This is a genomic window from Vibrio cyclitrophicus (genome assembly GCA_023206055.1).
Taxonomy (GTDB): Bacteria; Pseudomonadota; Gammaproteobacteria; order Enterobacterales; family Vibrionaceae; genus Vibrio; species Vibrio cyclitrophicus_A.
The window spans coordinates 184,093-197,463 of record CP065366.1 but is presented as its reverse complement, the minus strand read 5'-3'; the positions used below and the strand labels follow the sequence as shown (position 1 = coordinate 197,463).

The following is a 13,371-nucleotide window of genomic DNA, read 5'->3' as shown; positions in this document are numbered from 1 at the left end:
TTTTTAACCAAAAAAGTGTCGCTTGGTTTGGATAGTGTCGGTACAATTACAGTACACTATTCACCAAAATTGTAGCTAAAGATGTCTTTGAAAACACAAATTACTTTGAGATCCGCAGTGGTTCTGCCATTCGTGATGATTTTTCTGTTCACTATGGGCGTAATGGTTTTCACTCAAAAGCTAAGCTACAAAGAGATGGTGAGTGATGTTAGTGCACGCCAACTGACATCACTGACTGACAATGTTCATCAAAGCCTGTCTAATTTTTTAGAAAAGCCATTTCACGCGAACCTCTCGCTCAGTCATAACATCGGCTACCACCATCTTTATCAAGCGGGCAACCTTAGTAAGGTCCAAGACTATATTTTTTATACGTTTTCAGACCATTACACTGCTGTACCTCAACTCGATGTGATCGGCTTTGGTTCTGAAGATGGTAACTACGTCGGTTTCCGTAAAGAAGCCAACAAAGGCTACACCTTGATGGTGCAAGACGAACGCACCAATGATCAGTTGGTCATTTACCGTGGCAGCAATATTAGTGAAGACATTCGATCGGTGATATCAGGTTACGATCCAAGAATCCGTCCTTGGTACACTCCCGTTGCGACACAGAAAAAAGCAGTATGGTCACCAATTTATGCTAATGCTGACGAACGCCAAGAAATCACCTTATCTGCTCTCGCGCCTATCTATGATGATAATGAATTCAAAGCCGTCGTCGTCAGCGACATCAAGATTAATACCTTCAATGCGTTTCTCAGAAAACTCAAAGATAGAACAGATGCCTCTGTTTATATCATCGATAAGCAGCAACGCTTGGTCGCGCACTCAGGCGGAGGCAGTGTCGTTTCATGGGGAACAGGAAAAACTGACAAAGGCCAACGCTTACTGGCAACAGAGAGTGCTAACCCAGTCATACGTGAAAGTGCTAGCTACGTAGACCAATTCCACCTAATCGATAATTTGGGCGAGCAGCGCTTTAACTTCCGCCTAGACAACGAACGATACTTCAACCAAATCACCCCCTACGAAGATGAGCATGGCCTCACGTGGTTTATTGGGGTTTCGATCCCTGAAAGCTATCTGCTCGGTGAATTGCCAGAAAATCAAAGAAACAGTTGGTTGCTCGGGCTAGCACTGAGTTGCCTTGGGGTCATTGCAGGATTAGTTGCCTTTAATCGCGTAACCCAACCCATCACCTCGACAGCAGATGCAGCCAAACGCCTTGCTAATGGCGATTGGGACACGAGTATGCCAAAGACGGGGCATATCTATGAAACCAGCATGTTAGTGGAGTCATTCAATGAAATGGCCAACAACTTAAAGGCCTCGTTTCACGCATTACAGTCTCAGCTTACCTATGATTCATTAACCAAGCTATACAGCCGTGAAGGCTTTATTGATGCGGCCAAGAAACACCCTGACAACGAAGAAGGCACGCTGTATCTGATTGGTATCGATCGCTTTCGAGACATCAATGACAGCCTTGGTCATTACAATGGTGATCAGCTACTTATCATTGCGGCCGCTCGTTTAAGAGGCACACTGCCATCCGAATACCTGCTAGCTCGAACTGGTGGTGATGAGTTTGCCATCTACGCGCCAAACGTTACGCAAAGCGATGATGTTCAGCTACTGACTAACCGCTTACTTCAAACCTTCGCCTCCCCATTTTCAATGGAATCGGAAAGCGTGGTGATTAAGGTATCGATGGGAATAGTGAATGTCTCGAATCTCCACGACATTACACTCCTATTACGCAGCAGCAGCATTGCACTGAGCAACGCGAAACAAGACAAAACCAGTGTCAGCATTTACAGCCCTGAGATGGGTAACGCATCGAGACATCGCACCAAGATGCTAACGCGAATGAACCGAGCGATTGAGCTTCAACAGTTCGAACCGTTTTACCAGCCTATTATTGATCTGGAATCCGGCTCAACCATAGGGGCAGAAGCTTTAGCACGCTGGATAACCGATGAAGGGGTGATCTCTCCGCTCGAGTTTATTCCCCTCGCGGAAGAGAACGGGCTCATTTACGATATCGGAAAACAAATTCTGCATAAGTCCTGTCGAGATACAGCCATCGCGATTGAGTCAGGAAAGTGGAGCAAAGACTTCTCGATTCACGTCAATCTATCAGTCGACCAGCTAAGCGAAAGTGGCTTTGTTGAACAAGTAAAAGGCACACTGCGAGACACCAAGCTGCCAGCGAGTAACCTGACACTAGAGATCACCGAATCACGTATCGTCGACAACGACCCGACCATCATCGATAACATGCTGACATTAAAGGCATTAGGGATCTCAATCGCAATTGATGATTTTGGTACTGGCTACTCTTCCCTAGCCTATCTGCAAAAGCTGCCATTTGATTGCCTGAAGATCGATCGTAGCTTCGTTAGCAAGCTCAACAAAGAGAGCCTCGACAGCTCCATCGTCGCGGCCATCGTTAATATCACTAAAGGTTTCAAAGTAAGCTTGGTGGCAGAAGGCGTTGAAACACAGCAACAGGCTGAACTCCTCAAGCAACTGCAGTGCCCGCTTGCTCAAGGCTTCTTATACAGTCGTCCAGTTCCATTTGACCAATGGCCAACCGACCTCAGCAACACCAAGCAACATGCCAAGGTCAAACAAAATGCCGAAGAGAGCCTCTCCTAAGTCAGACAAGAATCGAATAAGTCAGATACAAAAATGCCAGCATGATTGCTGGCATTTTTTATTATTCTATTCTCTATCGAGCAATTAGATGACGCGAGAGAATTGCTGTTGGCGAGCCTTAGCGCGCAGGTATTTATCGAAACACATACAGATGTTACGAATCAGCAAACGGCCACGCAGAGTCACGCGGATCTCTTTGTCATCGACTTCAACCAGCTCATCGTTAATGAAGGTTTGTAGAAGCTCTAAGTCTTCCTTGAAGTAACGATTAAAGTTAACCGAGAACTCAGATTCGATCATGGTCTTATCCAGCTTAAAGTTACAGATAAGCTGCTTGATCACTTCACGACGTAGAAGGTCATCGCTATCAAGTGCCACACCTTTCCAAAGTGCGTGGCGCAGGTCATTCACCTGAGCGTAGTATTTCTTCAGCTCTTTTTGGTTTTGTGCGTAAGCATCACCCACCATAGAGATCGCAGAAACACCAAAGCCAATTAGGTCAGCTTCGCCTTGGGTGGTGTAGCCTTGGAAGTTACGATGCAGAATGCCTTCACGCTGTGCAACCGCAAGCTCGTCTTCAGGTAGTGCGAAGTGGTCCATACCGATGAACTGGTAACCCGCCCCCGTTAGAGTCTCGATAGTATCTTGCAGGATAGCCATTTTCTCTTTTGCTTCTGGCAGGTCTTCATCTTTTATCTTACGCTGCGCAGCAAACAGCTGAGGCATGTGTGCGTAGTTAAATACCGATAAACGACCTGGTTTCATCTCTAGCACTTGCTTCAATGTTTCAGCGAACAAAGCTTGAGTTTGCTTTGGTAGGCCGTAAATTAAATCAAGGTTAGTTGAGCGGAAACCCAGTTCTTTCGCACGTTGAACCATCGCAATGATGAACTCTTCATCTTGCTCACGGTTAACCAGCTTTTGCACTTCTTTGTTGAAGTCTTGAACACCAATGCTCAGGCGGTTAAAGCCTTCACTACGCAGGTGATCAAGTACGTCTAGCTCAATCTCACGCGGGTCAACTTCAATGCTGATTTCAGCGTCATCGGTGAAATTAAATTCATCACGCAAAATCATCATCAAGCGAGTGATTTGTGTCTTGGTCAAAAACGTTGGCGTACCACCACCGAAGTGCAATTGCGTCACTTCACGGCCATTCAATAAAGAGGCGCGTTGGCGGATTTCATGTTCAATCACATCAAGGTACTCATCCGCTTTATGCGAGTGACGAGTAATGACTTTATTACAACCACAGTAGTAACAAAGCTTGTGGCAGAACGGGATATGCACGTAAAGAGAAAGTGGACGCTCAGGGTATTGAGTACACGCCATGTCGTAATCAGCGACGGTAAACGCTTCATGAAACTCCAACGCAGTTGGGTATGAGGTGTAACGAGGTCCCGAATAGTTGTACTTGTTCAAGATCTCTTGATCCCAAACGATTTGCTGATTCGTTGTTACTGGCTTGCTCGACATAGCGGTATTTCCAATTTAGATCCGCGAGAACCTAAGGTCTCTCAAATCATTTTACATACATTAAAATATAGACGGGTTATTTTGCCACACGACCTGTAAGGTCGTTCCAAGACAAAATCAATTTTTTAGACAAAAACTCAGAACTGCTAGCTTGATCACTAACAAAGCGTCGGGATTAACGAGACGCAAAGGTAAGAAGGCTCATTTAACACTATCTACATAGATAAGGTGTCTTAAGAACACCCTGTATTAAACAAGCCTCTATTTTAAATAGTCTAGCGACTAGATCATCTGAATGTTGATTTGGTTGTTGAGAGGTTTAACCTTCTCTTGCAACCTTTTCAGATCTTCAATGACCGCATCATTCAAGCGAGTCTCTGCCTTATGGCGCGTGAGATTCTGCTGCATGCGTTCTTTCTTCGTCAGTTCCTGTCTTGCATCTCCGCGAGCCATATCTTTTACGATATGGTACAGCTCAGAAAGAGCAGGATATTCAGAATCAAAATCGACACGCTCATCACCCTGAACATTATCCATAATGATACATACTCGGATACTGATCTCAGGTAAGTCACATTGTCCTTGAATGCCCGCTAAGCACAAAGTATTTACGTTGTCGTAAATCGTCGCGTTACGTTTTTCAATGGCTAGTGCTTGATGCTGCTTTTGCAACTCCGTCTGCTTCTTCACTTGAAGTAGAAGGTAACCTGCGTAAGAGCCCAAGCCGAGAATGATAATTCCACCAGCAATTGCTAATAAGGTTACGTTCATTGGCTATTAACCTTTAAAGCTGTCTAAATCGAAATCTTCGAATTGAGATAGCAAGTCTTCGTCAGAGCTCGCTTTCTTCTTAGATGCAACCGGTGCTTCTTCGAAGATTTCTTCTTCATCGTCTTCTGGCTCTAGTAGACCTAAGCGGCCCATTAGGTGTTCGATACGATCAAGTTTCTCATCAACAAACTTCTGCAGACCAGCACCTAGGTTTTCACCATTTTCGATACGATCTAGCAGTGTGTTCAGTTGAGCATCATTCTCAAGCATCTCTAACTCTTGTTCGTTAGATAGCTTGCGCTCTTGTTTAGTCGGCTTCTTCGCTGGTTCAACGATCAGCGGGATTTTTTTCTTGCTGCCTAAACGAGGGTCGCGAGCTTGTGCAGCTTTACGCTGTTTTGCTTCGCTACCATCTGAATGACGGCTGCCAGACTTAAGGCCTTTACGCTTTTTAACACGCTTACGTTCACGACCTTCAACATCAGATTCACTACGGTTACGAGTAACCATAGGTTCCGGAGCGCCAAGTGCTCCTGGTTTTCTTGATTTCTTACTACGACCCATTACTGCACTTTCCTCAGTAAAATTACATCATTTCCAAAAAATTCTAGTTCGAGCTTATCCCGCTCTGCCAAAAACTGGAATGTTTGACGACTAAAGAAGACGACATGTGTCGGGTCATTCTTGTAGTGCCAACCAGCAAACGCATCTACGTCTATTACTAGTTTAGTCATAAGACCAATCCAGCCCTTGGGTTTAACTAAATTCAACCATTGCTGCCACACTTTGTCTGGATGATAAAGATGCTCTATCACCTCCGTGGCAGTCATAAAGTCATACGTTTTTTCCAACACAGAAGTCTCTGGATGGTAATAGATATCGTACAACTCCATGGTGTGTCCGGCTTCTTCTAACATAATAGATAGCGTAGGGCCTGGGCCACAACCAAAATCCAACCCTTGTGAGTTAGATGAAATTTTGTCTGTTAGAGGATCTGCGATGCGAGATAAAAAACGGCGATAGCCTGCATCACTAGGATCGTTCTCATGGAGATCATAGTGTGCTTTTTCTTCTTTTGCTTCTAACCTTTGTTCAGGTTTAACAAATACCAGTTCACATTGCTGACACTGCAGATAGGCTCTGCGTTTGTCTTCAAAATAGTGATTCACGCCTTGGTGATGGCATAAGGGACAAGTATACATAGCACATCCTTAAACAGGGATGCGAAACATACCAGAAACTGAGTTTATAGTGGAGAGGTATTGGGTGTTTTTTCATCAAATCAATAAAAAAAGCGATAGGAAAACCTATCGCTCTCTAAATCTGCCTATATCGGCCAAAATTTGCATACTCAACTCGGTACACAAATCTCCATTTGTTATTGGTGCTTTCCATGCCAAATTTGTTTGTTGTTCATCATCCTGATGAGTTTTGGCTATCCTTTTCTAACACCTTGTTACTGGGCTGTCCTAGCCTGATCCATTTCTGTCTATACCGTTAGACTAGATGATCATCCATATCTAAGTCAGCTCCTAGCTGATGGCGGTTACTTTACCGTGTTACAAAAAGACTACAAGAGTGCGACTTCACACTTTTGTACACAAATCGATCACACATTGATAAATCAGACACAAACACAAAATACATTAATAAAACCAATACAAAAGAAAACGCCCCGACCATTACTGATCGGGGCGTCTCTTCAATCTCGCTCGAACGTACATTCCTTTACTCTGGCTAAGAGCAAGAAACCGACAAATTAGTGTAAACCACCAACGTACTTCGATAAGGTATCAATATCAGCGTCTGTTAACTTTTTAGCTACATCACGCATCATCGCATTCATGTCGTTATTACGGTCACCATCACGGAATTTTTCAAGTTGAGCCTTGATGTAATCTGCGTGTTGACCTGAAATCTTAGGGAAACCAGAAAGTTCGGTACCATTACCACGAGGGCCATGACAAGCAATACACGCCGTTACGCCGCGTTCTGCGTTACCTGCTGTGTAAAGAACCTTACCTTCATCTACTACATTTTCAGGCGTAGAGTTACTAGAGATAGGTAGAGAGGCGTAGTATGCCGCTAGGTCAGCCATATCTTCTTCAGATAAAGGCATCGCCATTGCACCCATTACAGGTTCGTAACGACCTTGCTTACCACCACTTGTCATACCTAGCTTAAGCTCTTTTAACTGCTTCTCTAGATACTTCTCATGTTGACCAGCCAGCTTAGGGTACTGAGTGATCAGACTGTTGCCGTCAGCACCGTGGCAGGCAACACATGTTTGTGATTTGGCTTTACCAGCTTCAATACTACCTTGAGCCCATACTGAGCAGCTGGCTAAAAGACTCAAAATTAGCGCTAATTTCTTCATGACATTCCATTATAATTATCAAGCTTCCAGTACCACTCTATGTTGCCACTCATGGTACAATAGGCGACCTTATGCCGAGCACGGTTATTTTACACAAATTCACAAAAAAGTAATCAATCGACTACACAAAGTCGAGATGGAGTTAACAGTGAGCGTAAAAATTCATTATCAAAACACGCATTTCATTACCAGTGCACCTGATATTCGTCATTTACCAGAAGACGAAGGGATCGAAATTGCGTTTGCAGGACGCTCCAATGCTGGTAAATCTAGCGCGCTAAATCGCGTTACAAACCAAAAAAGCTTGGCGAAAACCAGTAAAACACCCGGTCGAACTCAGCTAATCAACCTATTTAAGGTAACGGACGGTTGTCATATCGTCGATTTACCTGGATATGGCTTTGCTCAAGTACCACTTGAGATGAAGAAAAAATGGCAGAAGTCGTTAGGTGAATACCTACAACGACGTGAAAGCCTGAAAGGTTTAGTGGTATTGATGGATATCCGTCACCCAATGAAAGACCTTGACCAACAAATGATCTATTGGGCTATCGATAGCCGTATCCCAGTGCAGGTTTTGTTAACAAAAGCAGACAAACTGAAAAGTGGTGCGCGTAAAGCACAGCTACTGAAAATCCGTAACGACGCGAAATCTTTCGGTGGTGATGTTGCGGTTGATGTCTTCTCTTCAATGAAGGGCATCGGCGTTGACCAACTGCGTGCCAAGATGGATGAGTGGTTTGCCCCTGCGCTTGCTGATCAAATCATTGATGAGCTAGCGGACGAAGAGCACAACGACTCAGAGTAGTTCCTCTCTTATCACTATAGGTTAGAGCACTTACAGCAAGTGATTGAGCCTTATCAATACCCCTCCTTATATAGGTGGGGTATTTTTTTGCCTGAAAGTTAGTGAGTTAAGCCTAGATTTTTAGCGCTAAAGATCGGATTTACCCACTAAAACCAATAGAAGTGAACCATACTAAAAGACACATCTAAATAACCAGAACAATGAGAAAGGAATACTCATGTGGAAAACACCATTGGCCATCATTGCACTTATGTTGGTCTCACTGACAGGGTTTGCCTCTGAAACAGAACAAGAACAAGCCCCACTGATTAATGTCGATATGACCTTAGATCTCGATGGCATGGAAAAGTACGCCCAAGATGCGAGTGAGTCCCTTGAGGTGATATCGCAATCTTTGCAGGCGATCGTCAACAACCCAAACCTAAGCGACGACCAGCAACAAGCCCTAAATCAAACCGTTGAAAGCATCAATAAGCTTGCGAGCTCCACCAAGACCTCGCTCAATCAACTCCCACAAGCCTTAGATCAATCACGCGTCGCCTTTAAACAGACAAGCCAAACGCTACTTGATGATATACAAACCAAAGTCATCATCGCGTTGGTTGCCGTTGTCGGTGTAATTATTATCGCCCTGACCGCTATTTACTTGCTGATCCTCAAACCCATGCAGCAAACCTTGGTGAAAGCGACCCACAATATCTCTTCGATGGCGCAATCTATCCAGATCACCGCCGAAGCACTGAAATACAGCACTGAGAAACAACAGAAAATCATGGACTACATTGAACATTCACCGACTCAATACACTGATAAATAAGGCGTGAGCCATCAATCCTTTATCTGTCATTTGTAAAGTAAAAGTTATTTTAAGTGATAAAACAATCGACTTAAGGATGGATTTAAATTACCAAAAGCTGATCGAATTCCAGATCTAAGGAAAATCAGGGGGTAATCAAGGTGCTTGAGAAAACGCAATGAAAGGTGCTGAAAATAAGAGATTTTATGGGGGGATGATAGGTTGGAAATATTTTTCTTTCGCACAAGAAAAAACGCCCCAGTCAAATACTGACTGGGGCGGCTGAATCAGCCTAATCCAATAACGTGAAACAAAAGGTCTGAAAGATAGAACATCTTACCTCTGTACCCTACGAGATTTAATGTACAACAATTGCTCAGAGATGAAAACAACTTTTGTAGTTTTTTTTCATGAATGTTTTATTAAAACACCTAAGTTCTTTTCACAGCTCATCTTTATTCGAGACAAAAAAAAGCCAGTGTTTGTGCACTGGCTCATACTAATTTACTTAATAAGGTCAAAAACTGATTAGTGGGCTTGATCCCAGTTGTCACCGTGGCCAGCTTCCGCCACAAGTGGCACTTCTAGCTCTGCAGCGGATTCCATCAATTGTTGTACTTTACTTTCAATTTCGGCTAAAGCTGACTCTTCCACTTCAAATACCAATTCATCGTGTACCTGCATAAGCAGTTTCACACGACCATCGCCTTCGGCTTGAATCCACTCATCAACTAGCAACATCGCTTTCTTAATGATGTCTGCCGCTGTGCCTTGCATTGGCGCGTTGATCGCCGCACGTTCAGCCGCCTTACGACGCATACCATTACGAGATTGAATTTCAGGAAGATGCAAACGACGACCGTAAATGGTTTCAACGAAGCCTTGCTCTGAAGCCGCACTGCGTGTGTCTTCCATATACTGCATCACGCCAGGGTAACGTTCGAAGTAAGTATCCATGTAGTGTTGTGCTTCGCCACGAGGAATACCCAATTGCTTAGCCAAGCCAAAGGCACTCATGCCGTAGATAAGACCGAAGTTAACGGCTTTAGCACGACGACGCTGTTCAGTGGTAACTTGATCAATGGCCACGCCGATAATCTCAGCAGCCGTTGCCGCGTGGATATCTTTGCCTTGTTGGAATGCTTCCAGAAGCGCTTTGTCACCTGATAGGTGCGCCATGATACGCAATTCAATTTGAGAGTAATCGACCGCTAGGATCTTCCAACCATGTTGTGCAACGAATGCTTGGCGGATACGACGACCTTCTTCATTACGAATTGGGATGTTCTGTAGGTTTGGATCGGTCGAAGACAAACGGCCCGTTGCTGTCACCGCTTGGTGATAAGACGTGTGAACACGGCCCGTTTCGGCGTTGATCATCTTCGGCAGTTTATCTGTGTACGTCGACTTAAGCTTCGCAAGGCCACGATACTCAATGATCAGCTTAGGTAGCGGGTAATCAAGCGCCAATTCTTGTAGCACTTCTTCATTAGTTGAAGGTGCACCTGATGGCGTTTTCTTGATTACTGGCAGACCCATTTTCTCAAACAGGATCGCTTGCAGCTGTTTTGGTGAGTTCATGTTGAACTCTTGCTCTGCAATCTCGTAGGCTTTCTGTTCTAGCTCATCCAGACGAACCGCAATCTCTTGCGATTGAGCCCCTAGCAACATGTCATCGATGAATACGCCTGTACGTTCAATGCGAGACATAACAGGAATCAGTGGTACTTCGATCTCTTCATAGATGGCTTTTAGCTTTTCATCTTGCTCGATGTTTTCCATCAAACGGTTATGAAGACGTAGTGTTACGTCCGCATCTTCTGCAGCGTATGGAGACGCTTCGCCCAGCTCAATCTGGTTGAAAGTAAGCTGTTTCTTACCTTTACCTGCGATTTGCTCAAATGAGATGCAGCTGTGCTGTAGGAAACGCAGCGCTAGGCTGTCCATATCATGCTTGCCACCTACGCTATTGAAAACGTAAGACGCCAACATAGTGTCGTGTTTGATGCCTTTCATCTCGATGCCGTAGCGCGCTAGCACACTCATATCGTACTTCAGGTTTTGACCGACTTTAGCTTGTGCGTCATCTTCTAGAATTGGCTTCAGTTGTTCAAGTACCCAATCGCGATCCAGCTGTTGCGGTGCATCTAGGTAGTCATGAGCAACTGGCACGTAAGCGGCAACGCCTTCCTCGGTTGCGAATGATAGACCAACAAGGTTCGCGACCATGTAATCTAGGCTGTCTGTCTCAGTATCGAAAGCAAACACTTCAGATGCTTTCAATTTTTCTAACCAAACATTGAATGACGCTTCATCGAGGATGGTTTCGTAGTTGCTGCGATCAATCGTCACGGCAGAGGTGTTCATTTCTACGGTAGAAGGGGTTGATGCCGTGTTGCTACGCACTGCGCCCGACTTTTCATCCGCCTCAACCACACCACTGCCACCTTCAAGCAGCTCGTTTAACCAAGATTTGAAGACCAGTTGACCGTATAGCTTAATCAACTCATCCGTGTTTGGTTGTGCTTTGACAAGCGACTCAGGCGTCTCTTCAAGCTCAACATCCAGTTTGATTGTTGCAAGCTCATAAGACATGTCAGCATTGTCTTTGTTATCAATTAGCTTCTTAGCCATGGTTTTTGAACCACGGAAGCCAAGCGCCGCAATATCATCAAGATTTTGATACAGCTTTTCGATGCTACCAATGCCTTGTAGCAGAGCAGTCGCTGTCTTGTCGCCAACACCCGGAACACCTGGGATGTTATCGACTTTATCGCCCATCAGCGCAAGGTAGTCGATAATCAGCTCTGGCGGAATACCAAACTTCTCAATCACACCTTCACGATCCATCACTACGTTGGTCATAGTGTTGATCAAAGTAACGTTGTCATCGACAAGCTGCGCCATATCTTTATCGCCAGTACTGATAAGCACAGGCATACCGAGAGCTGAAGCTTGAGAAGCAAGCGTACCGATCACATCATCCGCTTCAACGCCAGGAATAGAGATAAGTGGTAAACCCATCGCACGAATAACATTGTGCAGAGGTTCTATCTGACAACGAAGATCGTCAGGCATTGGTGGACGGTTTGCCTTGTACTCTGGGTACATGTCATCACGGAACGTCTTTCCTTTCGCATCAAAAATTACCGCAATACGATCAGAAGCAAATTGACGCATCATGCTGCGCAACATGTTAACTACACCGTAAACAGCGTTGGTAGGGATATCACCATTGCTCATTGTGCCAGGGTAAGCATGGAACGCGCGATATAGGTAAGAAGAGCCATCGATCAGAATCAATGGATTATCAGGAATACGAGCCATAATGTTTGTGTATCCAGTAAGTACAGAAATTATCTGTTAAGAATGCCACGTCTGTTGGTTGGATTCCACGTTGTCGATCTGTATCCGTTCACTCGGTTGTGTTCGTTATAATCGATTTATTGTTATTTTTTGTTCTTAGACGCAAGCGTTCTGTGGATAACTCTGTTTATATTATTTATCCACCTTGTTGAAAACTAAGCACAACAAGCAATAAAATACCAATAAACACATGAAAATAAAGAATAAAATTACAGATCGAACATATGATCAACGATCTTTTTACGATCTTGCGTTGTGGAAAAGAATACTGATGGCGTTTTATTCATAAAAATATGTGCCACTAAATATGCATCTTGTTGAAATGGAGGTATAAAAAAAGCGACACCCGAAGATGTCGCCTAGCAAAAACCGGTAAAGCCATTCAAATTGAATACCACAGCTTTACCTAAAAGCTATAAATTACACTGGAAGCAATGTGAGCAATGTCGTGTCAAAAAGAACTTAGTACAAGTTCGCGAGAATTCTGTTGGGTAACCAAGTAGATACTTGAGTACTTAACATCCTTGTGAACATTTCCTCATTCCCTAAGACAAAGTTAATAATAATGATTCTCATTTGATAGTCAACACTTAAATGATAATAAATCTCATTTAATTTATAAACCGTTAACAGCAGTGCTCAAATTTGCTTCAAAAAATGGATTCTATGGTCATTAATGTCTTCTTTTTCTTCAAATTTTTCGATTAGGTAACCGTTTCTTAATAACAAGCGCAACATTGCGGGGAACTGGTTACGAGACTTCACTTTCAGTTGTTGATAGCCCTGCTGCTTCACCCACTGTTCTTGAACATCAAGTTGCGCTTGCGCCACACCCTTGTTTCTCGCCAATGATGAAACACCGCCAAACCAGCTATAAAATGTGTTTTCATCCAATTCATAACCGATCTTAAAACCCAGTAACACACCCGCTTCTTCAGCAACGAGGATCAGGCTTGTTTTACCCGCTAATCGCTCCGATAAAGACGTTACACTCTCTTTTTTGGCAAACTCGGTAATCTGTTCAACAACAGAAACCACCTCTTCTAATGAGCCTTCACGCACAATGACAGACATCTTGTTTCATCCTAATAAAACAAAAGGGTTGGCACAACG

10 protein-coding genes are annotated in these 13,371 nt (G+C 44.0%); 3 read left to right on the top strand and 7 right to left on the bottom strand.

From position 1 onward, the window contains the following. Nucleotides 1-81: 81 nt before the first annotated feature. Nucleotides 82-2,664 (top strand): EAL domain-containing protein, encoded by a 2,583-nt coding sequence (locus ITG09_00920; GenBank protein ID UPR52266.1) that lies wholly within the window; start codon nucleotides 82-84, stop codon nucleotides 2,662-2,664. Nucleotides 2,665-2,748: 84 nt separating this feature from the next. Here the strand turns inward: ITG09_00920 and hemN are convergent, their stop codons facing one another. The 5 genes from hemN to ITG09_00895 all read right to left on the bottom strand — a co-directional run bounded on the left by hemN (nucleotide 2,749) and on the right by ITG09_00895 (nucleotide 7,288). Beyond that, nucleotides 2,749-4,140 (bottom strand): oxygen-independent coproporphyrinogen III oxidase, encoded by a 1,392-nt coding sequence (hemN, locus tag ITG09_00915; protein ID UPR52265.1) that lies wholly within the window; start codon nucleotides 4,138-4,140, stop codon nucleotides 2,749-2,751. 282 nt (nucleotides 4,141-4,422) lie between these two features. Continuing rightward, on the bottom strand, nucleotides 4,423-4,911 hold the full coding sequence (locus tag ITG09_00910) for a DUF2489 domain-containing protein (GenBank protein UPR52264.1): 489 nt from the start codon (nucleotides 4,909-4,911) through the stop codon (nucleotides 4,423-4,425). 6 nt (nucleotides 4,912-4,917) lie between these two features. Continuing rightward, nucleotides 4,918-5,475 carry a Der GTPase-activating protein YihI gene (yihI, locus tag ITG09_00905; GenBank protein ID UPR52263.1) on the bottom strand — a complete coding sequence of 186 codons (558 nt, stop codon included), beginning with the start codon at nucleotides 5,473-5,475 and terminating at the stop codon, nucleotides 4,918-4,920. Next, nucleotides 5,475-6,113 (bottom strand): class I SAM-dependent methyltransferase, encoded by a 639-nt coding sequence (locus ITG09_00900; GenBank protein UPR52262.1) that lies wholly within the window; start codon nucleotides 6,111-6,113, stop codon nucleotides 5,475-5,477. Before ITG09_00900 ends, yihI begins: the two co-directional genes overlap by 1 nt. A gap of 557 nt (nucleotides 6,114-6,670) precedes the next feature. Next, nucleotides 6,671-7,288, bottom strand: coding sequence for a cytochrome c4 (locus ITG09_00895; GenBank protein ID UPR52261.1), 618 nt, complete (start codon nucleotides 7,286-7,288; stop codon nucleotides 6,671-6,673). A 148-nt stretch (nucleotides 7,289-7,436) separates the two neighbouring features. On the opposite strand from ITG09_00895, the gene ITG09_00890 reads away from it, so the two are divergent. After that, nucleotides 7,437-8,096: a YihA family ribosome biogenesis GTP-binding protein gene (locus ITG09_00890; protein UPR52260.1), complete on the top strand. Its 660-nt coding sequence runs from the start codon at nucleotides 7,437-7,439 to the stop codon at nucleotides 8,094-8,096. Between the two features lie 217 nt (nucleotides 8,097-8,313). Further along, complete coding sequence (locus tag ITG09_00885) at nucleotides 8,314-8,913, top strand: GTP-binding protein (GenBank protein ID UPR52259.1); 600 nt, start codon at nucleotides 8,314-8,316, stop codon at nucleotides 8,911-8,913. A 507-nt stretch (nucleotides 8,914-9,420) separates the two neighbouring features. Here the strand turns inward: ITG09_00885 and polA are convergent. Continuing rightward, nucleotides 9,421-12,219: a DNA polymerase I gene (polA, locus tag ITG09_00880; GenBank protein UPR52258.1), complete on the bottom strand. Its 2,799-nt coding sequence runs from the start codon at nucleotides 12,217-12,219 to the stop codon at nucleotides 9,421-9,423. A 678-nt stretch (nucleotides 12,220-12,897) separates the two neighbouring features. After that, nucleotides 12,898-13,332: a GNAT family N-acetyltransferase gene (locus ITG09_00875; GenBank protein ID UPR52257.1), complete on the bottom strand. Its 435-nt coding sequence runs from the start codon at nucleotides 13,330-13,332 to the stop codon at nucleotides 12,898-12,900. Nucleotides 13,333-13,371 lie beyond the last annotated feature (39 nt).